Annotated in this window: 14 protein-coding genes and 1 tRNA gene; 3 read left to right on the top strand and 12 right to left on the bottom strand. The window is 58.1% G+C overall.

All coding sequences use genetic code 11. The features are described from left to right. Nucleotides 1-4 precede the first annotated feature (4 nt). Both CRI94_RS01835 and CRI94_RS01830 read right to left on the bottom strand, forming a co-directional pair. Nucleotides 5-1,573, bottom strand: coding sequence for a helix-turn-helix domain-containing protein (locus CRI94_RS01835; RefSeq protein WP_098073949.1), 1,569 nt, complete (start codon nucleotides 1,571-1,573; stop codon nucleotides 5-7). Nucleotides 1,574-1,779: 206 nt separating this feature from the next. Next, nucleotides 1,780-1,854 (bottom strand) — tRNA-Pro (locus CRI94_RS01830). A gap of 493 nt (nucleotides 1,855-2,347) precedes the next feature. On the opposite strand from CRI94_RS01830, the gene CRI94_RS01825 reads away from it, so the two are divergent. Together CRI94_RS01825 and CRI94_RS01820 are read left to right on the top strand one after the other, a co-directional pair. Then, nucleotides 2,348-5,080, top strand: a complete 2,733-nt coding sequence (locus CRI94_RS01825; protein WP_179862112.1) for a cation-translocating P-type ATPase — start codon at nucleotides 2,348-2,350, stop codon at nucleotides 5,078-5,080. Nucleotides 5,081-5,233: 153 nt separating this feature from the next. Then, the gene (locus CRI94_RS01820) at nucleotides 5,234-6,112 is read left to right on the top strand and encodes a DMT family transporter (protein ID WP_098073947.1); all 879 of its coding nucleotides are present in this window, start codon (nucleotides 5,234-5,236) and stop codon (nucleotides 6,110-6,112) included. Between the two features lie 55 nt (nucleotides 6,113-6,167). Here the strand turns inward: CRI94_RS01820 and CRI94_RS01815 are convergent, their stop codons facing one another. The 10 genes from CRI94_RS01815 to CRI94_RS01770 all read right to left on the bottom strand — a co-directional run bounded on the left by CRI94_RS01815 (nucleotide 6,168) and on the right by CRI94_RS01770 (nucleotide 21,182). Then, nucleotides 6,168-7,946 carry a dynamin family protein gene (locus tag CRI94_RS01815; RefSeq protein ID WP_098073946.1) on the bottom strand — a complete coding sequence of 593 codons (1,779 nt, stop codon included), beginning with the start codon at nucleotides 7,944-7,946 and terminating at the stop codon, nucleotides 6,168-6,170. 159 nt (nucleotides 7,947-8,105) lie between these two features. Next, a complete protein-coding gene (locus CRI94_RS01810) occupies nucleotides 8,106-10,040 on the bottom strand; it encodes a DNA gyrase/topoisomerase IV subunit B (RefSeq protein ID WP_098073945.1) in 1,935 nt (644 codons plus the stop codon). 61 nt (nucleotides 10,041-10,101) lie between these two features. Continuing rightward, a complete protein-coding gene (locus tag CRI94_RS01805) occupies nucleotides 10,102-12,471 on the bottom strand; it encodes a DNA gyrase/topoisomerase IV subunit A (protein WP_098073944.1) in 2,370 nt (789 codons plus the stop codon). Between the two features lie 369 nt (nucleotides 12,472-12,840). Next, nucleotides 12,841-13,488, bottom strand: a complete 648-nt coding sequence (locus CRI94_RS01800) for an AlbA family DNA-binding domain-containing protein (protein WP_098073943.1) — start codon at nucleotides 13,486-13,488, stop codon at nucleotides 12,841-12,843. A 113-nt stretch (nucleotides 13,489-13,601) separates the two neighbouring features. Continuing rightward, entirely contained in the window at nucleotides 13,602-14,636 is a 1,035-nt protein-coding gene (locus tag CRI94_RS01795) for an NAD(P)H-dependent glycerol-3-phosphate dehydrogenase (RefSeq protein WP_098073942.1), read from the bottom strand. 155 nt (nucleotides 14,637-14,791) lie between these two features. Beyond that, on the bottom strand, nucleotides 14,792-15,475 hold the full coding sequence (gene plsY / locus CRI94_RS01790) for a glycerol-3-phosphate 1-O-acyltransferase PlsY (RefSeq protein ID WP_098073941.1): 684 nt from the start codon (nucleotides 15,473-15,475) through the stop codon (nucleotides 14,792-14,794). Nucleotides 15,476-15,668: 193 nt separating this feature from the next. Then, nucleotides 15,669-16,685, bottom strand: a complete 1,017-nt coding sequence (gene purM, locus CRI94_RS01785; protein ID WP_098073940.1) for a phosphoribosylformylglycinamidine cyclo-ligase — start codon at nucleotides 16,683-16,685, stop codon at nucleotides 15,669-15,671. Nucleotides 16,686-16,867: 182 nt separating this feature from the next. Next, nucleotides 16,868-17,701 carry a squalene/phytoene synthase family protein gene (locus CRI94_RS01780; protein WP_098073939.1) on the bottom strand — a complete coding sequence of 278 codons (834 nt, stop codon included), beginning with the start codon at nucleotides 17,699-17,701 and terminating at the stop codon, nucleotides 16,868-16,870. A 379-nt stretch (nucleotides 17,702-18,080) separates the two neighbouring features. After that, nucleotides 18,081-20,042, bottom strand: a complete 1,962-nt coding sequence (locus CRI94_RS01775) for an aconitate hydratase (protein ID WP_098073938.1) — start codon at nucleotides 20,040-20,042, stop codon at nucleotides 18,081-18,083. A gap of 357 nt (nucleotides 20,043-20,399) precedes the next feature. Further along, nucleotides 20,400-21,182, bottom strand: coding sequence for an enoyl-CoA hydratase/isomerase family protein (locus CRI94_RS01770; RefSeq protein WP_098073937.1), 783 nt, complete (start codon nucleotides 21,180-21,182; stop codon nucleotides 20,400-20,402). 368 nt (nucleotides 21,183-21,550) lie between these two features. Between CRI94_RS01770 and CRI94_RS01765 the strand changes: the two genes are divergently transcribed. Further along, nucleotides 21,551-23,476, top strand: a complete 1,926-nt coding sequence (locus CRI94_RS01765; protein ID WP_098073936.1) for a PKD domain-containing protein — start codon at nucleotides 21,551-21,553, stop codon at nucleotides 23,474-23,476. The last annotated feature ends 40 nt before the right edge of the window (nucleotides 23,477-23,516 follow it).

Genomic DNA, 23,516 nt, shown 5'->3' with positions numbered 1-23,516 from the left:
GTTCCTACTGAAGGCCCTGTGGGCTCAGTCGGAAGGTGTCAGGCGCGACTTCATACTCGGTTGCGCTTCCACGGACGGTGTCAGCAAACCTCTCAGCCGAGTCGCGGGTTACGACGAGGCGACCACGGGCGTCCGTGTCTTCCGGGTATTGAAAATCTTCGAGCAGAACGTCTACATTCTCAAGATTATCCCAGACGATGATCCGTTCGGTGAAAGGAAAGACGGCAGATTCACCCTCGCTGATCCAGTAGGGACGCCTCAAATCGTTGTCTCGCTGGACCCGGATCGGGGTGACGTCCTGCTCTGCCCGAAGGACGAGGTACATCGTATCCCCGAGAGTGATATTAGCGAGCGGCGGGCGTTCGGTTTGGACGGGTTCCTCGACCTGCGTCGTCGTATCTTCAGGTGTGTCCGCGACCGGTGTATCTTCAACCGTACCGGATTCGCCTCCGAGCATGAACCACATGATGCCGGCGATGACAATGATTCCAACAACGCCTGCGCCGATCATCAATAGGCGGTTATCAGCGAAGCTTGTAGCACTCGTGCCGGTCGCGTCGCGCGAAGCGCGGTCCTCACGCTCACGCTTCGTCCCTGGATCGACGGATGACGTGGTCTTCGCTTCGGTGTGCTCGGGTTCGGATGACGAACCGACGGGTCGAGGCTGTCCTACCATTTCTCCATGAGCGGGAGGCGGTGGGCTGTCGTCGCCCCCTTCGCTTACGGTCCGAAACCGATCGCTGGATGAGAACCCCTGACGTTCTTTCTTCGGCTTTGCCTCCGGTTCCTTATCTTCTTCCTCTGTGTCTTCGTTTCCCTCTGTCTCTTCGCTCGGCCACATTTGTTCATGTAGCTCATCGGGATCGGATTCGTCAGGTTCCTCGTCGGCGTCGGAGACGGGACGCTTGTTAAACACGTCTCCTGTGTTGAGACGAGCCTCTTCGGAGACGCCTACGTTTGAGTCTGCAATATGCTGAGGTGTATCGTCTTCCTCGGTATCCTGCTCAGTGTGCCGTGGTTCGTCTGACGTGCTGTCTGAATCCGATTTATCTTGTTCGGTATCGGTGGGCGTCTCAGAAGGGTCGGACGGGCGTGGATCTGCATCTGAACCCGATACGTCCCGGTCGGGCTTTTCGTCTAACGGCGAGGACCCGACCGGGCGCGGGGAGAACGTTTGTGGTTCTTGCTCCTGGACACTCGGTGGACTGGAGACGTCAGCTTCGTCCGTTTCGTGCTCCGCGCCGGCATCTTCAGCTATCGGGGTCTGGGGAGCGTCGCCGAGTACCTGAGTCGCCAATTCGTTCTGGTACTCGCCTTCGAGGGCTCGCTCAAGATGTTGAATCGCCAGATCCGGATTCACATCGATGCACCGAGCGTACGCTCGAACAAACGAGCGAAGATAGACCCGGTTGAACGCCGGATGCTCGAACAGACCGTCCTCTTCGAACGCTGAAATAAGCGTGCCGGCGATACGGGTCTCCAAGTGAATGTTTTCGAGCGTCACGTCACGGGACTCCCGGATGCGACGCATGTCGCGCGCAAACCGTTCGCCAGCAGCAGATTCAGCGGGCATAAACGTTGATCAATCGTGGTCAGAGATGTCCGGAGACTGCATTGGCGGTGTTCGGGAAGACTCGGATGCGAGACGTGGGATGCAACCGGGGGAACCAGAAAACGCCGTCCCCGGCAGAGTGGCCAGAAACGGCGTGGCAGTCGAGAATCCAACGCGCTACGTTGGACGGTGTGATCTCGTGTGCAGCGTAGGACCGCTGTTAAGTGTCGGGACACCCGGATTTGAACCGGGGACCTCCGCTCCCCCAGAGCGGCGCGCTAACCGGGCTGCGCCATGTCCCGAAAATCACCTGCGGGCAGTTGCCGACATTCGGTGCCGGATGCCGTCCGCGACCGGGGCGTCGCGGGGCTCCAACCGTTGCAGGAATTATAGTAACGGGCACAACGGAGGTTTCCGCAAGCCGTTCACCGAAAACACACTGCATGAGCCGAGGCAGGCGATATTGGGATGATGACAGCAAACCAGCGTCGCCCTCTGTGGGGCTGTCGTACCTATCCCACCGGTCATGGCCACGTCGTTGTCAGTGCGGGACAATCGAAGGAAGGAGGCCCCGCATCTCAAGTCCGGAAAGAACAACCAGATCTAGAGTACGCACACGCCGCGGGAAGATCAACAGCCGGTTCTCCATTGGCGGACGAACATCGTCGTGTGGTGAATCTCCCGTCATTCGCCTGCGTGATTATCCGGGCACTCAATCATCGGTGCACGTTCGATTCCTTCGATCCAGTTTCTGCAGATTTGTGGTGCCTTCCTGTCCTCACCTTGCGTATGCCCATGTCCACCCCCGGAACAGCTGAAGTGACCCCGGTTCCTGATGACTCGACCATCAAGCTCGATGATAGGCTCCAGACTCCTTGGGCGACATCGTCGAGTGACGTTTTAGCTGCGTTAAAGACGTCGGAGTCGGGATTGAGTGCAGACGCCGTTCGAGAGCGACGGGACGTTTTCGGGTGGAACCGGATGCGGGAGCCCGAGACGGTTGGGTTGATCCAGATCATCGTGCGGCAGCTTCGAAGTCTCGTCGTTCTCCTCCTCGCGGCGGCCGCTCTGGTCGCTCTGTTCATGGGAGATGCTGTGGAGGCGGCCGCGATCGGGATTGTGCTGATTTTAAACACCGCAATTGGTGCGGCGATGGAATGGCGTGCGGTTCGGTCGATGGAAGCCCTGCGCGCGATGGACGAGATCTACTGTGTCGTCGTTCGAGGTGACGATGTCGAGCGAATATCGGCCGTTCATCTCGTTCCTGGTGACATCGTGCGCCTGGAAGAAGGTGATCTCGTCCCGGCGGACATGCGACTCATCTCCGTGGCCCAGCTTCAAGTCAACGAGTCCGCGTTGACCGGAGAGTCCGCACCGGTCATGAAGGACACAGAGGCGATCGACCCTGAGACGGTGCTTGCGGAGCGCCAGAATATGTCGTACAAGGGCACGGCCGTAGCGACCGGGTCAGCGACCGGCGTCGTGACATCGATCGGCACCGAGACGGAGGTGGGCGAGATCTCCAGCATGGTTGCCACCGACGAGAGTGAACGCACGCCGCTCGAAGAGAGACTCGATCTTCTCGGTCGAAGTCTCCTGCGCGTGGTTCTCTTCATAACCGTGGCTGTGGGCCTCGCCGGCGTTGTTTCGGGAAAAGAGACGCATTTAATGCTCGAAACAGCCATCGCACTGGCTGTTGCTGCCATTCCGGAAGGGCTCCCTGTCGTGGCAACGATTGCTTTGGCGCGCGGTCTGAGGCGCATGGCACGACGGAACGCCCTGGTCCGACGGCTCTCCTCCGTCGAGACGCTTGGTGCAACGGGCGTGATCTGTACAGACAAGACGGGGACGTTGACCGAAAATGAGATGCGTGTGGTTCGGTGGCTTCCGGCGACGCACGATGGACATCCGGGAGAGCCCATCGACCCACGCGAGGCACCGGAACAGGTTGCTCAGCCCATGGCACTCGCCGCGCTATGTACGTCTGCGACTCTGTCAGAGGGTAAGAGTACGGGCGATCCAATGGAGATTGCGATCCTTCGCCTTGCAGAAAAGGCAGGAGTTAATCTCGATGCGGTGCGGCAATCGAACCCTGAGGTCGACCGTGTCGCCTTTAGCAGGGAGACACGTCAGATGGCTACAATACACGAGGTGGGTTCGCAGGAACTCGTGATTGTCAAAGGAGCACCGGAAGCCGTGATCGAGGGGGCCGAACAGGCTGGCATGTCGGAGGCCACTCCGCTCATTGCATCAGGGGCGGACGGTCAAACTGATGCTCGGATGTCAAAGACGAACGAACCCGCGGGTCTCACCCGGTCGGTCCGAGAGGCCTGGTTATCGGCGAATGAGGCGTTTGGTGCGGAAGGCTTACGTGTTTTAGCCCTCGCTACACGCCCCCGCAATCGCGGTGAGACCGAGGAAGCCCCATTTCACGACCTGACGCTTCTTGGTCTGATCGGCTTGCTCGATCCGCCACGAGAAGATGTGCGATCGGTGGTAGAATCGTGCCGGCGCGCAGGGATTCGCGTGGTAATGGTCACGGGGGATCAAGCTGCTACAGCACGTTCGGTCGCGGTAGCCGTGGGACTCGTCGATGATCACGATGCTCCCGTGATCGATGGACGAGACTTTGAGGCACGCGCGGACGACGACATCGCCATCTATGCGCGGGTGTCGCCCCGGCAGAAGCTAGAACTTATCGACGCATTTCACGACCGTGGAGACGTTGTCGCGATGACCGGTGACGGCGTAAACGATGCGCCTGCGCTGCAGCGGGCCGACATCGGTGTTGCGATGGGGCAGCGAGGAACGCAGGTCGCGCAGGATGCTGCGGACGTCATTCTTCAAGACGACGCGTTGGCTACGATTCTTGTGGCTATAGAGGAAGGTCGGACGATCTTCGGAAATATCAGGGCGTTCGTCCGCTATCTCTTGTCCTGCAATGTCGCTGAAGTCATGGTCGTGGGAGGTGCATCATTCACAGGTCTCCCGCTACCGATTCTCCCATTACAGATTCTCTTCCTGAATCTCGTGACCGATGTTTTCCCGGCCCTCGCACTTGGCATGAACGACGCCGAGGAAGACACTCTTTCTCATCCTCCACGTCCGCCGGAGGAGCCGATCATTGCTCGTCGACACTGGCTTGAAATTGTCTCCTACAGTGCCGTGATCAGCATTGCGGTGATCAGTTCGCTCCTCGTGAGCCTGCACATACTTGATTACACGGCGTCGGAAGCTGTAACGGTCAGCTTTCTAACACTTGCCATATCGCAGCTTTTGCACGTGTTCAACATGCACTCACCTGGAAGTACATTCTTTCACAACGCCGTGACCCGGAATCCACACGTGTGGGGGGCAATTGTCCTCTGTCTGGGAATCCTTGCTGGTGCCCTATTCATTCCGCCGATTGCCAGCGTTTTGTCGCTCCAGACGCCTACATTGGAGGGATGGTTGGTTGTCGCAATGGGCAGTTTAAGTCCGTTCGTTCCTCCTCTCGCTCGTTGGTTTTATTCTCTTTTGGTAAAGTAGTTTTTTTTGCAATAACGGCCTTTCAAAGGTGGTATGCTAATTCGTCACTCAGGTGAGGAGGTGATGATTTTTAGCCGGCGGAGCGGTTCTCATCGAACCCTCCTGCAACAGGCAGTTTGAAGTCGCCCCTCACCACAGACGACTTCGTCTCGCATGCCTGTCACCACAGACCGTTCTCCCCTCTCTGGCATTGCGTTCCTCGTCGGAGCCGCCTTCTTCTGGAGCCTCATGTCGGTCTGCGTAAAGCTTGCCGGCGAGCGACTGCCAAGCCAGCAAATCGTATGGGCTCGCGCTACGGTCACACTCGTTTACAGCTACATCATGATCCGCATGGCCGGGCTCGATACCCTGTTCGGCCATAACAAGAAGCTTCTCCTCCTCCGGGGGCTTTTTGGGTTCGCCGCCCTGACATGTTTTTTCTTCGCACTCACGAAGCTGCCGTTAGCGGATGCCACCGTCATCCACTACACAAATCCGGTTTTTGTCGCTATCATCGCAGCGGTGGTGTTGAAAGAGTCACTCACGCGCTGGGAGATCCTGGGAGCGGGTGCGAGTCTACTCGGCGTCGTTTTCATCTCCAAGCCGTCGTTTGTCTTCGGCACGTCGGCCCCGGCCCTCAATCCGCTATACGTGGGTGTCGCCTTGCTCGGAGCGATTTGCGCAGCGACAGCTTACGTCCTCGTCCGAAAGCTGCGAGAGAGCGAACACCCGCTCGTGATCGTATTCTATTTTCCTCTCGTAGCCTCACTCGGATCGACGCCGACCGCTGCGTTCACTGAGTTGCAGTGGCCGTCCACCTGGGAATGGATTCTCCTTATCGTCGGCGTGGCCGGATGTGCGCAGATTGCTCAGGTGTTCATCACGAAGGGACTGCATGCGGTAAAAGCCGGTCGCGCCATGACCGTGACCTACCTGCAGATCGTCTTCGCCGCAGTGTGGGGGCTACTTTTCTTTGGTGAGACGATAGACCTCTGGAGCGTGGCCGGGGGGCTCCTGGTGGTATCCGGTACGTTCGCCGCGAACCGATCGTAAGCTCTCTGTCGACACGTAGCGACGCGTTCACGCTCTGCTGAGGTGTCACCTAGAATTACACACCGGGGGATCCGACGGTCTCTTCGATGCGCTGCTCCAGACGGGTAACGGCTTCGCGCAGGTCGTTTACCTCCTCTGATGCGGCATTCACTGTCGCTCGTTCGTTCGAAATAAACGTTTCGTAGGGCTCGACGGTAGCCCAGACGCGCTCCAGGGTGTCATCAACGTCGGATTCCAACGCTGATTCGAGTGACGCACGCACGCCTTCACGAAGCCCATCCACGTGCTCAGAAAACTCCCGGATCGCTTTCTTGCGCTGACGCGGAAGCACAGATGCACCCAGAATGGCTAACACCGCACCGGTAGCAAGCCCAAATCCACCCAAGACATCGAGCACGGGCGCGAGCACAAGCAGCAAACCACCGATGAGTCCGATGCCCGCCGCACCGGCGCCCGTTCCGAGGAACGTCTGGACTGCATCATGAGCGTTTTCCATCATTCGCCCGGTTTCCGCCTGAAGATCATGCTCTTCCAGTGACGCCTCGGCTTCTCGCAGCGTCGCACGGACTACATCTGATCGGTCGTAATCGAACGATCGGTCGAGCTCTGGACGTCCCGACTCTTGCACTTCATGAACGCGCTGGCTGAACGTCTGAACAAGCCCGGCCCTGAGGTTCGTCGTCTGCGCCATCAGTGCATCTACCGCATCGTCGACGGCGTCCTGGATGTCGCGCTCTAGGTCGGCAATAACCCGGTCGCGGAATGTGGCTTTCAGACGCTCACGATCGCGCATGAGCTGGATTTTTGAAACCGACGCGCGAATCGTATCCTCGAGGAAGCGGATGCCGCGCGCCTTCATCCGGACAAGGCGTTCGTCAATTCGCTGAATCGGACGCTGATAACTTTGGATCAGCCGATCCTGTGAGGCATCGACCTGATCCCGCAGCTCTTGCAGTGTGCGTTCATCCTTCGTCAGGAGTTCCCGACGCTCCTCAAGATGGTCTTCCAGTCTGCGGATGCGCGTTCGGGCGGTCTCAAGGGGGGCTGCAAGCTTAAGAGCAAGTCGCTCGGGCCCGGAGAGCGTCTCAGTAAGAAATGATTCAAGTGCCTGAAACCGACTTTCATGCCACAACTCCTCTTGCTCGCGTCCGTCCCGCCGTGCGTCAAATGCTTTCTTGGCACTAACCGGGAAAATGGTGGGTTCTGTGCCAAGAAGCTCAGATAGATTCGTCTTGAGGTACGTTTCGACCGTCTCGAGATCGCTTTCAGAGTCCGCGAGATCTGCCTTATTAAGCACAACGACCAGGCGGCGTCCCCAGTCCTCGCGGATGTAGGAAAGAAATTGGCGCTCAGACTCTGTGAGCGGGCGGTCGAATGAGGTGACGAAGAGGACGAGATCGCTTCGAGGAATAAAATCTTCGGTGATCCGCTGGTGTTGCTGGACGATCGAATTTGTTCCTGGCGTATCAACGATTGTGAGATTTTGCAATAACGGATTATCAATCCGCTTCTCTTCGAGAAACTCGGAGATCTGTTGATTTAGCGGCGACGTGCCGTGACGAATCAGTGTGATCTTGGCCGTCGTCGGGACGGGTCCCTGCTCCATCACGGTGTCTCGAAAGAGTGCGTTAACGACCGTCGACTTCCCCGCGTTGAACTCACCGACAATGACGAGCAGGAAGAGCTCATCGAGCTGTTCGACCATCTCTGAGAGCGGCCCCACGACCTCTTCGTCTCCCCCGAGCCGGCGCAACAGGTCGAGAAGCCGCTGGAGCAGATCCCTCTCCTCTTCTAACAGCGTACGGGCTTGCTCACCGAGAAGCTGCATGGGCATTGAACTGAGATCCGTTTAGCGGTCGATTGTGGCACGCGCTGCGCCGTTTCCGTAGTGTACTCCAGGTTGCTTGGAAACGAAAGCGTTCATAGAGCGGGTCATTCCCAGTTGAAGGCAACGTGACAGGATAATCCACCGTAGACCGGATGATCTCCCGGGCTACACGTCGAGATCATCGGCGTCCGCTGCGTGCTTCATGATGAACTCGAAGCGCGCCGATGTGTCGCGCCCCATGAGGTCATCCATCGTCTTCTGCGTAACATGCCGCTTGTCGTCCGGAATCGACACCTGAAGCAGCCGGCGTTTCGTCGGGTCGAGCGTCGTCTTCTTCAGCGTCTTCGGCATCATCTCGCCAAGACCCTTAAACCGCTGGATGTCGACCTTGAGATTACGACCATCCTCCTGAACATCGTTAATGATTCGCTCTTTGTCAGGATCATCGAGAGCCCAGTATGTGTCGCTTCCCGCGTCGATGCGATACAGCGGCGGCTGGGCGATGTACACGTAGCCGCCGTTGATGAGCGCCGGCATGTAATTGTAGAAGAACGTCAATAGCAGAGTCGCGATGTGATGCCCGTCGGAATCGGCATCCATCAGGAGAATGATCTTGTGATAGCGGAGCGCTGAAAGATCGAACCCATCGCCGAGGCCACATCCGAGGGCCTGGACGATGTTCGACAGCTCCTTGTTGTTGCTGACGCGCTTGGCGTTGGCCTGATGTGCGTTCAACACCTTCCCGCGCAGAGGTAGCACGGCCTGCGTTGCTCGGTCGCGTCCCTGCTTTGCCGAACCGCCGGCGGAGTCGCCCTCCACGATAAAGAGCTCAGACTCTTGCGGCGTCGATGACGAGCAGTCCGCAAGCTTTCCAGGCAGGTTCAGCCGACGTTTCTTGCTCGTGCCCCGCGCGCGGCTGGCTGCCGACCGGCTCGCTCGCCGCGCCTTCGCGGCCTGGATGATACGCGTAGCGATGGCCTCTCCCGTTGATGGGTGCGCGTTGAGGTACTGTTCGAGTTCCCGACGAAGAGCACCTGATACGAGAGATCGGACGCTTGGGTTATTCAGTTTATCCTTCGTCTGTCCCTGGAACTGTGGGTCGACGTGGAACAGGTTGACGATCGCCACGAGCCCCTCGCGCGTATCGTCGGCCGTGACGTCTAGACGGTGCGGGACAAGATCGTGCGTGTCCATGTACGAACGGGTCACGCTTCGGATCGCACTGCGAAGGCCTTGTTCGTGCGTCCCACCGTCCTGCGTGGGAATGCCGTTTACGAACGTCCGAATCTGCTCTTTCGGGGCATCCGTCCACTGCAGCGAAATCTCGAGTCGCCCTTCCCCTTCGAGATCGTCGTCTTCCAGCGTGAAGATGTCCTCATGAATCGGGTGCACCTGCAAGCTTTCGACGATATGCTCGAGGTATTCCGCGACCCCGCCTTCATGGATGAACTCATAGGATTCGCCCTCCTGATCGTCATGGAAGACGATTTTTAGGCCGCGATTGAGGTACGTTTTGACCTCAAGCGTCTCGCGAATCTGCAGGGCGTCAAAGTCGACGGTTTCGAAAATCTCTGAATCCGGACGAAAGAAAATCGTCGTGCCGGTGCCGCGCGTGCTTTCTTTTGTAATCTGCAGGTCCGTGACCGGGGTACCGCGCTGAAAACGCTGCTCGTATTCCTTCTGGTCTCGCTTGACAGTCGCGATCATCTCTTCAGAGAGAGCATTCACGACCGATGCACCAACCCCGTGGAGCCCGCCGGAGGTGATGTAATTCGAGCCGTCAAACTTGCCGCCCGCGTGGAGTGTGGTGAGAATTACCTGCAGCGCCGGAATGCCCTTATCCGGATGCATATCGACAGGGATGCCTCGTCCGTCGTCCGTAACGGTAATGCTCTGTCCGTCGGCGTGAAGGCGTACGTCGATTTGAGACGCGTACCCGTTCGTGGCCTCGTCGACCGCGTTATCGACGATTTCCCAGAGCAGGTGGTGTAATCCCGGCTTCCCGGTTCCACCAATGTACATGCCCGGTCGCTTCCGAACCGGTTCGAGGCCCTCAAGGACCTGGATGTCTTTACCGGTGTAGGTGGTCGTATCTGCCATTCGTTCGTGCTACAAAAACTGATGCCTGTGGGGGTGCAAATGCGCGGAGTCACCGCCGAAGTTAAGACTCCGGCAGCGATTTTTCGATGGGCTCGATAAACACATCGGCGAAGTAGCCACGCTTGATGACCAGGGTGCCTTTCGATCCGCGGCTCGTAACGCTAAACTTCGTCGTTCGCACGATCTCTTCGCGCCCATTGTTCGTCTCGACACGAAGCCCTTCACGCGCCATATCGCTCAGTGTGAAGTTAAGGACCCGGTCGCCATCATCCAGTCGAATGGCAATCACACCTTTCGCAGCGCCTTTGTAGACGCTGATCTGGTGAACCGGAAAAACGAGGGCACGTCCCTGATGCGAGGCCAGACACACGTTCTCGTGACCGCGAGCTATCATGGCTCGAACCACCTGGTCGCCATCCTCGAGTCGAGCGTACATTCGCCCCGTCCGTGTAGAGGGATCCGTATACCCGTCGATAGTAAACCGAACGGCCTGGCCCATTTTCGTGATGGCCACAACGTACGGGTCGCCGTCATAATCCTCCTCGTTGGCCGTCCCGTTCGTGAACATGTCCGCCTGGGTCTCGACGTCGGGAGGAACGGCGCCGGGCAGGATCCGATCGTCAAACGAGACGACGCCGACGACGCGCTCCTTGTCATCGAACGAGAAGAGTTTTTGAACAGGGTCGCCGTACCCGGTCGTACTTGGTATTTCGTCGACGCGCGTAGTGTAGCAGGTCCCAAAGTTGGTAAAGAACCCGACCGTTGCACGGGTCGAAGCGGGTAGCACCCATCCGACCTCATCCCCGTCGCGAACGCGGATGCTGTCGATGTCAGTGTACGAACCCTGACGCTTTACCCATCCGTCCCGCGTCACCATGACAAAGACATCCTCGTCGATGATGTAGTCCTCCTCCGTGTACGCGATCGCAGCATCCGGACCGGCAATCTCGGACCGGCGGGCGTCGGCGAAATTGTCCTTCACCTCGCGGAGTTCGTCACGGATCAGTCCCCACCGCGCATGTTCGTCGTCAAGCAACCCTCTGATCTTCTTCGCTTCCGCGCGCTTCTCGTCCAGTTCTTCGCGGATCGCATCGATTTCCATCTGCGACAGCTTGTACAGCTTCGTCTCCAGGATCGCGTCGGTCTGATCCTCGTCGATATCAAAACGGTGCATGAGCCGTTGCGCAGCGTCCTTCTTGTTCTTCGACGAGCGGATGATCTTGATCGCCTCACCCAGTGCATCGAAGATAATCTCGAATCCCTCGAGCAGGTGAATCCTTTTCTCGAGCTGTTCGAGGTTGTACTCCAACCGCCGCGTCACGACCTCCATACGGAAGTCGAGAAAGTGGCGGAGAATGTCGTAGAGATTAACTTGCTTCGGCGCGCCAACCTCCGCGTTATCCGTCGGCACGAGGCACGTCAGGTTGACGTGGAAGCGGTGCTGCAGCTTCGTGTGCTTGAACAGGTACGCCATCGCCGCCTCGGCATCCGATCCTCGCTTCAATTCAAGGACGATGCGGACGTCGTCGGTGGACTCATCGCGAATGTTCGATAGCTGAGGGACGTTTTCGTCCGCGATGTGGTCGGCAATTTCCTCGACGATCTTGCTCTTGTCCACGCCATATGGCACCGACGTAATGATCGCGCGCGTTTTGCCTTTCATCTCATAAGCGCCTCGCATCTCGATCGTGCCCCGGCCGGTCTCGTAGATCTCGAGCAGCTCTTCCTCGGTATTGAGGATGCGGCCCCCGGTCGGGAAGTCAGGTCCGGAGATATAGTTTTCGACGAGGGTCGAAATCCGGGCGTTGGGCGACTTGATCATGTACAGGCACGCATCAATCACCTCTCCCAAATTGTGCGGTGGGATATTCGTCGCCATCCCCACAGCAATTCCGCTGGCACCATTCACCAGCAGGTTTGGTACCTTCGACGGCAAAACGACCGGTTCGAAGAGCGTGCCGTCGAAGGTTGGACGGAAATCAACCGTCTTTTTTCGGATCTCATCCAGCATCTCCATTGCGAGAGGCCGGAGTTTGGCCTCTGTGTACCGCATCGCGGCCGGATTGTCGCCGTCGAGGGAGCCAAAGTTTCCGTGCCCGTCGACGAGTGGCGCCCGAAGTGAAAAGTCCTGCGCCATACGGACCATCGCATCGTAGATGGCGCTGTCTCCGTGAGGATGGTACTTACCCATCACCTCCCCGACGACCGTAGCGCTTTTTCGGTGCCGCTTATCGGGATATAGACGCAGATTTTGGTACATCCCGTACAGAATCCGCCGTTGGACGGGCTTCAGTCCATCGCGAATATCTGGCAGAGCCCGGCTCGTGATCACCGAGAGCGCATAGTTCAGATATCGCTTCTCTGCTGTCTCGTGAAGCGGGATGCTCTTGACCCGCTCGTTGCCGGTTGCCGTGTCGTTTTCGATTGCCATGTGGGTGTTTCAATAACGGATGATGCTACAGGCACACATATTTTACATACGTGTGGCAAAAGATACAAGTCAGCCACACATATCGCCAGTCTCAGCACGTCGCGCCGAGACACTTTCAGTGGATGTTCGATTGGTCAAAAAGGCACCAGTGACGTGTTTCTCGAGATATAAATCCGGTGCCAGGTTCGTGGTAAAGCGATGTCAGAATCGGAGAGGGCTCCAGCGCTGCAAATGGCGCATCTTTATCTAACTCCCAAGCCGCAAAAATGACATCGAGCTGTTGGCACGTACGTGGACGTGACATGTAAGCAAACAGGTTTTATTGCAATAACGGAGGTAGAGCCTGATCCCCCGTCAAAGAGAGCGACATTAGTACGCGAGCGTAAAATAATCCTCCTTCCGATCGGCGTGGAGACGAAGCAAATTCGCTTTCGACAAACGAACGAGCGTAGCCGATGCTTCCTCCGCGGAGATGTCCGCCAATTTGGCGAACTCGCCGACGGTAATGCGACCGTAGTCATCCAGATACCGCATCAATAGCGACTCGGCCTCGCCAAACTCGAATGTGACGCCCGTCATGGAATTGGCTGATTCCATCATCTCGACCGACTCCCCGCTCGCTTCGACGCTCATGTCTTCAACACGAACGTATGCGGTGCCATCGCCCGGCCCCATCCCTTCATCGACCAGATGATGCGGCTTCTGATCACTCTCCGGCACCGTAACCAGAATAACATCGCGGCGCGGTGCAACAACAACCCTCTCCGTACGGATATCCACTTCCGGAAACGTCCGTCGGCGAACGGCACGGCGCAACACAAACTCTTGTTCGGACGCGTCATCCAATCCCGTGATCGTGCCGTCGTCGTCGACACCGACCAAGATTCGTCCTCCCTGCGTGTTTGCTAGGGCGATTACCTCCTTGGCGATACGCTCATCTCGCGGCACGCGGCGCTTAAACTCCAGGCTGATCCCTTCCCCAAGGGAAACGATCTGCTTCAATTCTCCTAGCGTCATGAGATCTGTGGCATTGACGAACGATCGCGGTTACCTCCTCCCTCCTGGGTGCCTTCCCACGGCCGTCATCCGCGGATGAGCGCTGGCGGACCGGCGTCCCAACCTTCACGCTTCTATCGCTCTTGCAACACCTCCGGAAGCCAGTTCTCCCGTTTGGCGCTTCGGGTCATGAGCTTCTCCATCATTTCGTGCGGTCGCCGGTCGTTGAAGAGGACCTCGTACACCGCTTCCGTAATGGGCATCTCGATGTGATGCCGCTGCGCGAGATCGTGAATAGACTGCGTCGTCTTCACTCCCTCGGCCACCATATGCATATCAGCGAGCGCCTCTTCGAGTTTTTTTCCGGCGCCGATTTGCTCGCCCAGGCCACGGTTGCGACTATGCTGACTCATACACGTGACGACGAGATCACCAATGCCCGCAAGGCCCGCGAAGGTCATCGATTTGGCCCCCAGAGCGAGCCCGAGTCGTTTGATTTCAGCAATGCCTCGGGTAACGAGAGCGGCTTTCGCGTTGTCACCGTACCCCACGCCGTCGCTGATTCCTGCAGCGATGGCGAGTACGTTCTTTGCGGATCCACCGATTTCAACGCCAATGACGTCGGTATTCGCATAGACGCGAAGGCGATCCGTCATGAACGCCTCTTGGATTTCCTCCGCTACGGCTGGCGAGTGAGCCGCAGCAACGACGGTCGTCGGACGGCCTTCGGCAACCTCTTCCGCGTGACTCGGACCGTAAAGAACACCGATCCGACTCCGATCTAGCTGGGGGACGAGCACGTCCTCCAGAACCTGCGACATCGTCATAAGCGAATCGTTCTCGATTCCCTTCGCCAGTGAAACGACCACGATATCCGGCCGAATCAACGGCTTCAGCGACATGACGAACGACCTCAATTGCTGGGAAGGCACGGCAAGGGCCCAGAGGTTGGATGCCTGTGCTGCCTCCTTGAGATCCGACGTCACGCGAACGTCCGCCGGTATCTCGATGCCAGGTAGATACTCGTCATTATATCGATTTTCTCTAATGGCCCGGGCCTGGTCGCTACGACGCGCCCATAGGGTGACGGAGCGACCGGATTGCGCCAGGTGAACGGCAAGTGCCGTACCCCAGCTTCCCGCGCCATAGATCGTAATTGATGCAGACATCAAGAGTTGTCGATGAGTAATGAAACTGCGCAGCAAGCGTCGGCTCGACGTTCAGACACGTCAGCCTCGCGCGGTAAGTAACGTGTTCAGTCGCGACGACCCCGCAACGCCTCGGGGTTGCATGTCCCGCGTACGCTTCGGTCGTACACACGGAGCTAGATTTCACCGCGCCCGCGCATCCCCTTCGCGGGTTTGAAAGACGAAACCCGGTTCTCATTACCGGCAAGAAGGCGGCGAATGTTCGACTGATGCGCGACGATGATGGCAAGAGCGACAATAATGCCGAAGATGAGCAAACTCATCGTCAGATCCGCACCGAAAGCATATTTCCGAATGGCGACGATCGTTGGAAACGCAGCAGCGGCGAGGATCGACCCCAGGGAAACGTATCGCGTCGTGCCGAGGACGATGACAAAAACAAGCATCGTCAGGAGCGTCGAAATCGGCGTCAGTGCCAGCAATATGCCGGCGGCGGTGTTAACCCCTTTTCCACCTCGGAATTTGGCGAAGATGGGAAACATGTGTCCCACCACAGCTGCCAGTCCACAGAGTAGCGCGACAATGACGTGTGACTCCGTTGCCATTCCAAACGTCGGGTGTGGGCCGAACGGCGTCCACAACGGCAGGACGCCTGCTGCGAATGCCCCCTTGCCCATGTCGACAATTGTTGCAACCACACCGGCCTGCCAGCCAACAACTCGAAAGGTATTGGTGGCCCCAGCATTTCCGCTTCCATGTTCGCGGACGTCAATGCCGTACAGCAGTTTGCTGGACCACAGGCTGCCAGGGATGGAGCCCACGACATAACTGAGCAGGAGCACGACGACCAGCGATAGCATAGCAGCACCTGCAGGTTCTTTAGAGAATGAAGAAAACCCTGACACAGCCCCGCTTCAGCGGCTGCAGACGGCCGCCGAAAGAGAGTACGACAACCGTTTTGACGGTCAGGTTGATGCAGCACGTACACCCGGGCCCGCGGGCGCTTGTTCCGTTTCTACCGGACGCCGGGACACGCTTTTAGAGCCGGAGAACCTAGGTTCTGGACGCTACCGATTCGACTTTACCCATCACGACAGGATGTTCTCCTTCGCCTTTCAGCGTCTCGAGAGCCGCATCCACCTCACTCTCCGGGAATACGCCGACCAGGCCAATCCCGCAATTAAACGTACGTCTCATGTCCGACTCCGGTACGTTACCGCGCGACTGAATAAGTTCGAACAGGGGCGGACGGTCCCACGCGTCGTAGTCTACCACGGCCTGGCAACCATCGGGCATGATGCGACGGAGATTCCCGGGGAGCCCGCCGCCGGTGATATGCGCGAATCCACGGACGGAATGCTGCGCTTCGACGATCGCCTGAATCGCGCCGAGGTACGATCGATGCACGCGGAGAAGCGCTTCTCCGACGGATTCGCCGTCCAGTTCCGCCGGGGTGTCATCCACGTCGAACGCGTCGAATAGGACCTTGCGCGCCAGCGTGTAGCCATTCGTGTGGAGGCCGGTCGAGGGCAGACCAACTAAGACATCGCCAGCTTCCGTCGTCGAACCGTTCAAGATTTGCCGTTTCTCGACCACTGCAACGATGCATCCAACCAGATCGAAGTTTTCGCCTCCATACACGTCCGGCATCTCGGCGATCTCTCCACCGACCAGTGCCGTTCCGGTTTGCTTGCATGCAGTCGAGAATCCACGAACGACATCCTCCGCAGTAGCTGGATCAAGCCGACCGACGCCGTAATAGTCGAGAAAATACAGCGGACGCGCACCGCAAACGGCGACATCATTCACGCAATGGTTGACGAGGTCCTGACCGACCGTGTCGAAGCGTCCGGCGCGGACGGCTACCTTGACCTTCGTACCCACACCGTCGATCGACGACACGAGCACCGGTTGATCATAGGCGTCCGCATCCAGCTCGACGTAAGAGCCGAAGCTTCCAATGCCGGCCAGTACACCCGGGGTGAACGTCTCCTGGACGATCGGTTTGATACGGTCGACGGCGTCGTCACCGGCATCGACATCAACACCGGACTCTTTGTACGTGGTCATGTAGCGGGGACAAGGTTAGGGATAAGCGAAAGAGACGATAATCCGGTTTAAGACCGAAAGCGATGGTGAAAAGATGATCGCTGCGCATCGGAGCCGCAACCCGCGCTGGGACATCTGAGATGATTTCGCACGAAAACGGAAATAACGCTGCGAGGAGCTCCTCATCGACGGTCGTCAGACGCTTATGCGGAGGTGGACCGTCCGAACACCGTGAGCAGGTAAACCTGCAGTTTTCGGTAGGCGGACAGCTCGATCGGTTCGCTCCAGACGTCAAAGTCTCGACGTTCGATCTCATTCAACAGCTCAAGTCCACCGTACCACCAGCGTTTGAGCGTCAACCGATGTCGCAGACCAAGGTCTTTAAGAATCGGCTGTCCCTGACCAAAAGCATCGCGAATACGGATGCTATGCTTCCAGAGCACCCGACGCACGCCATCCGTTACGGCCCCCGATCGTAGCTCGGAGAGTTGGACATCGTTCTGCTTCAAGTCGGATACCGGAATAAACAGTTGACCGTTGTCCAAATCGTGTGGTAGCGTGGCAAACCGAGCGAGGAAGAAGAATCCGCGCGCAAGTTCGTCGATGCGCTTCATCAGCCAGCTGTATTCAATCTCTGCGAGCGACGCGAGAAGCCGGGCATGCGGGACTGCCCACTCGCGTGCAAAATTCTCGAGATCCGACGCGGTTGGGAAACGGACCGACCCCTGCAGCTGACGCGCGGCGCTGACCTGACTGGCGAGAAGATCCACATTCAGGTCATGCACGTCGGCGGCCTCGTATGCTGCCCGCCACACTCCTTCTCTAACGGTTCGAAGTGGTTCAGTATTCCGCGCACGCTCCGTCTCGTCGTCAAAATATGCCTCTACGGATGACGCAGTCCCATCTCCTCCTACCGGGAGCGGATGTGCCAGCGCAGAGTGCCACTGCCATAGAGCTTCGGCGGCTGCGGATTTTGAACGCGGCCACTCCGAATAAAATGGGCGGGGCAAATCGGCGGTCGAAATCGAGTTGGGCATCCGGCTCGCCGGAGGGCGTCAATGGATTAGATGATGACCATGGGGTATGCGAAGCACAGACCACGCAGGAATAGTATATCGTTCATCCACCGTTCTGTGATCCCGTCGGTAGATCACGACGCCTTTTTCAACGTTGATCGCCCTCTTTGATTGCTACACGTTCATCTTCCAGGCTGAATCTCGTTCTGCAAATATTTTCCCCATCCTCCATTCGTCGGAGGGATTGAGCTGGGCCTCTATATATTGAGACCTTTTTTTGCAATAACGGAATTAGTGTAGTGGCGTCGGTTTGTCTCACCACATAAGGAAACGGCGGGCCCCATCAATTGAGACCCGCCGTCCGGTGTTCAGCCTTGTATGTGCGCGAACACGCTAGAGATCACGCCGTGGCGAACTCCTTCTTCACCACTCCGATCTGGCTGCCTTCCAGAACCATCTGTAGCTCACGCTCTGAAAGGTCGTGCTCCAGCACATAGGTTTCATCCTTGTCCTGGTTGTACACCTCTACGTCCGTTCCATCTTGGATGGTGTCGCGGAGGTTATCCAGAACGAGGGTATCGCCCTGATCGATGCTCTCGTAGTCACTATCATCCTTAAACATCAGCGGGAGAATGCCGAAGTTCGCCAGGTTCTGGCGGTGGATGCGGGCGAACGACTTCACAAGCTTGACGCGCGTACCGAGCCAGCGTGGAGCCAGCGCGGCGTGCTCGCGGCTCGAGCCCTGCCCGTAGTTTGTACCAGCGACAATGGCGTGCCCGGATTCGCGGACATCCTGACTGCGCTCGAAGAACGTCTCGTCAACCTGCTCGAAGACAAACTCCGAGATCTTCGGAATATTCGACCGATACGGTAGAATTCGCGAACCGGCTGGCATGATTTCATCCGTCGAGATGTCGTCGCCCATCTTAAGCAGAACCGGCACTTCAAGCTTGTCCGGCAGCGAGCCAAACTCGGGCAGCGAAACGACGTTGGGCCCTTTCTCGAGCTCCAGTCCCTGAGCTTCCTCTTCAGAAACCGGCTCAACCAGCTGGTCCGTGTTGATTGTGATGTTTTCGGGCTCTTTGGCATTCGGATAGGACATGCCGTAGATGTCCTCCAAGTCGCGGGGATCCGTAATCTTGCCCGTGAGCGCCGATGCCGCGGCGGTTTCCGGACTGACGAGGTACACGGCGTCTTCCTTCGTACCGGAACGACCCGGGAAGTTGCGCGGGACCGTCCGCAGAGAAATCTGTCCCGTTGCCGGCGCCTGTCCCATGCCGATGCACCCATTGCATCCTGCCTGGTGAATCCGTGCGCCCGCTCGTGTCAGCATTTGCAGGTGGCCCGAGTTCATCAGGTTCTCCAGAATCTGCCGCGACGTCGGATTGACATCGAAGCTGACCCGGTCGTGAACCTGTCGGCCATCCACAATCTCCGCCGCCGAAGCGAAGTCACGGAAACCCGGGTTGGCGGACGAGCCGACGTAGCTCTGGTAGATCTCTTGTCCTTCAACTTCGCGCACCGGAACCACATTGCCCGGGCTGCTTGGTTTGGCGATCATCGGGACGAGCTCAGAGAGATCGATCTCCTCGTGGACATCGTACTCGGCGTCCGGATCCGCCTTCAGCTCTTGCCAATCGTCTTCGCGTCCCTGCGACCGGAGGAAGCGCTTGACCTCCTCGTCGGACGGAAAGACCGTGCTGGTTGCGCCCAGCTCGGTTCCCATGTTCGCGATCACGTGGCGATCCATGCAGCTCAGGCTGTCGAGCCCTGGACCGTAGTATTCGATGATCCGCCCGACGCCCCCGTCAACATCGTGGCGCTGCAGCATCGTAAGGATGACGTCCTTCGCGCTCACCCAGTCCGGCAATTCCCCGGTTAGCTTCACGCCCCAGACCTCTGGCATCCGAATCGTGTACGGCTTGCCCGCCATCGCCATAGCGACGTCTAGTCCGCCCGCGCCAATCGCGAGCATACCGATCGCGCCAGCCGCCGGCGTGTGACTATCTGAGCCGATCAGCGTTTTACCCGGTTTTCCAAAGCGCTCCTGGTGAACCGGATGGCTCACACCATTCCCCGGCCGACTGTAGTGCACGCCGAATTTCTTGCATGCGCTGCGGAGAAATAGATGGTCGTCCGGATTCTTGTAGTCGGACTGAATCAGGTTATGGTCGACGTATTGTGCAGATAATTCCGTCTGCACACGAGGGATACCCATCGCTTCAAACTCGAGCATCACCATTGTCCCCGTCGCGTCCTGCGTCAGGGTCTGATCCATCTTCAGCTTAATCTCCTCTCCCTGACTCATCGTGCCCGCCTCGAGGTGGCTGTCGATGAGTTTCTGTGCGACATTCATGCCCATGAGTGCGTGCGGTGCAATCAATGAATAAAATGAGGTCGTCGTGGCGCTCCGTCCCGATGCTTAAACTAAAGACATGCGACGTTGCACCTGGACGGAAAAATCTAATTCGTTCGTTTGCAGATAGGTCATCGGGCGAAACCATGGATTCGCGCTGCGCCGTACACAATGCCCGCCATCTGCTCCAAATCGCACTGCCCGACGCCGCGACAGTTTGAACAGAGCCGTAACGATTCGGGAAGTGTCCATGAGAGAACGCGTCAATCGTTCCGACGATATCGGTCAACGTGTTGGTTGCACCGGCACAGTCCGTCCGAGACCCATTTCCACCGGGATCCCTGCTACGAGAATTCGTTCATCCTACTTCTTCCAGGGGGGCGGCTCCTTGTCGAGAAAGGCCTGAATGCCTGCCTTACAATCGTCCGTACCGCGAGCAAACGCGTTCATCTGGATCGCGTAATCGAGGGCTTCAGCACGCCCCATGCCTGGTACCTGTGCAAGCATCTCTTTCGTCAACGCCACACCGGAGCGGCTCGTCTCCGTTGCGATCTCTTCGGCAACGTCGGCTACGACATCATCAAGGTTATCGGGCGAAACAACCTCGTTCACGAGACCCATCGTCGCAGCGTCATGCGCCTCGATCAACCGGCCGCGGAGCAAGAGATCACGGAGCGCAGCCTCCCCGAGCTTTCGGCGAACATAGACCATCACAATCGCGGGCACAAACCCGATGCGCGTTTCCGTGAACCCAAGCTTCGATCCTTTCGCCACGAATGAAAGATCGCAGACTGCCGCGAGCCCGCACCCTCCGGCAATAGCATGGCCATTTACCTTCCCGATGACGGGCTTTTCATGCGTGTAGATGGCTTCAAACAGGCCCGCCAGATGAGCGGAGTCGTCTCGGTTTTCCATCAGCGATGCATCTCGTAGCTCTTTCATCGCGGCCAGATCCGCTCCCGCAGAAAACACGCTTCCGCCCCCCGTGAGCACCACGACCCGTACGTCTTCGTGACGGGCGTCGTCTGCGAGTGCATCCTTCAACTCACTGACCATCACGCTGTCAATCGCATTCCGCTTGTCCGGGCGATTCAGCGTGACGGTAAGGACGCCCTGTTCTTGATGGATCTGAATACGTTCTGGCATGTGATGCGAATGACTGATGGTAAGAGATATGGATGGTGTCGGCACCGACAGTCAGAGCCAGGGTTCCACGTTTGGCACGATGTGATATGAGCACGGTACCTCGTCTTTCCATCGAGTGCAATCATTCCCGGGCATCGGTCCATGCGACGTTCCGCTTGCACCAGAACGTTGATCCATGTTAGCCAAACATTGGACCTGTAATCGCGTCAAGGCGCAGAAGCACATCGATCGTCGGATTCCATGTCTTCAGGTGTCGGAGCATCCGACCGTCAGAGAATCAGTCTACGTTGAGATCGTCACTGATCCACCACGAAGACCCTTCAGGGTGGACCCACTGCTCCGCGAATGATCGCAGAAAGTAGAAGGCTATGAATCTTCCTCTCTCTCCCCTTCGCCCCTCTTTTCACTCCCTGTCGCTTGCGCTCGTCTTCGGCCTCGTCGTTCTTCTCTGGCTCCCTACGATCGCTAACGCTCAGATCATACGCGCAAGTAACACTCTCTACGGACGCCTTGGGGCCGGCCCGAGCGTCAGCGAAACGGACCGTGCAACGTATGCCGTCGAACCGTTCAGCGTCAACGGCGAGGTCGGATACCAGATGACGCGCAGTATCGGTTTCGGATTAGGGCTCACGTACGCAGACTATCCGGAAGCGTCCGACACCAATACAAGAATGACGACGCTTCAGGCCATCGGGCGATGGACACTTTTCCCGCAGGAGCGTGCGACGCCGTACTTCAACGTGGGTCCACAGCTTACACTCGGTGGTGACAACCCGGCTGGGGGCGTGATCTTTGGCCTTGGCGTCGACTATATGCTGACACGTCGCGCCTCCGTCTTCCTGGACGCGACCGCATATGCTACCTTCCCAGACGATGCCATCGATAGTCGGGATGATGGTCGAGCTACGTTCGACGGACTCGGCTTCTGGGGAGCTGGAGTCCGCTCCACCCTCGCCGCCGCTCCGACGCCTGTGAAACTCCGTCCGATCGAGGGTCCGACCGCGGTGCAGCGCGGCGAGACGGTGCGATACACGGTTCGAACAAACCAAGACGCCAGTCCGCCGATCGAGTATCGATGGAATATGGGCGACGGTACCCAGCGGCGAGGACTCGTCGTCGAACATACGTACCGTCTCGAGGGCACGTATCCTGTGAGCGTGACCGCATCCAACCTTGGCGGGAAAGACACGGCAACACTGAACGTGACGGTGGAAGAGCCGGAAAAGCCGGCTCGGATTCACGCCTTCTCGGCCGACACATTGACGGCATACACGCACCAGCTCATCCGATTTTCCGCCGAACTCGACGGATCGGCGCCGCTGGATGCGATCTGGCAATTCGGGGATGATAGTCCCCCGGTTGTCGAGCGCGGAGCACACAGCTACGACCGAGATGCATACATCGGCCATATATCCAACGACATTCGTCAGGGATACGTGTACGAGCAGCCGGGGACGTACACCGTCGCGTTGAGCGCGGAGAACCGGTTCGGCTCCGATCAAGAGGAGATCACGGTTGAGATCAAACCGTCGACCCGACGCGTGCTTGCATCGGTCTCCACCGATCCATGCTACGACCCAACTCCCACGGATACCGTTTACTTTGCGTTCGACCGGGCAGAAATTACAGCCGAAAGCCGGAGGACGCTGCGTGAGACTGCAAAACGTGTCGCCGAATGCCCAAATCAACTCGTTCGGCTCGACGGGTTCGCGGACTGGGTTGGCCCGACGGACTACAATTATGACTTGTCGGACCGACGGGCTTCAGCAGTCCAAGACGTCTACGAAGCCGCAGGCGTATCATCCGACCGGATCGTGATGCGAGGCTACGGTGAACTTGCCCCTCCCTGCCCGGATCGATCGCGCGATCAGGTCAATGACCCCGGCTGCGGTGCCCTCCGGCGCGTGGAGTCGATCGTTGTGATGGATGAGGTCCCACTGGCACGAGCCGAGGCTGAAGTGGAAGCGACCGCCGTGCCACAACCCGCTCATGCGGTGCCGGCAAAAGGAGAGCGCGGCCAGTGGGTAATATCCGTCGGCTGGCATGCGAAGAAGCAGTCGGCATTCGACGATGCAAGGTCGATCCGGAAGCGGTTGAGCCAGACTGACGCCCCCACGGTCCATGTCGTACCCGCGAACACCGATGAAAACGGATACCGTGTCGTCCTCGGCCCGATGCCTGACGTTGTGGAGGCACGGGCAATCAAACGTGCTTTGAGTGAAGCCATTCCGGCAGACGCCTGGGTCTACAAACTCAACCATCCGCTCGATACAGAGATGGTTGCCGGTCACTGACGAGCGCATGCGACCGAGCCTCTCTAGAGAATGGGACCGT

The sequence above is a fragment of the Longibacter salinarum genome (assembly GCF_002554795.1).
In the GTDB taxonomy this organism is placed as follows: Bacteria; Bacteroidota; Rhodothermia; order Rhodothermales; family Salinibacteraceae; genus Longibacter; species Longibacter salinarum.
Note: the sequence above shows the minus strand (reverse complement) of the source record. Positions and strands in the feature narration are given on the sequence as shown.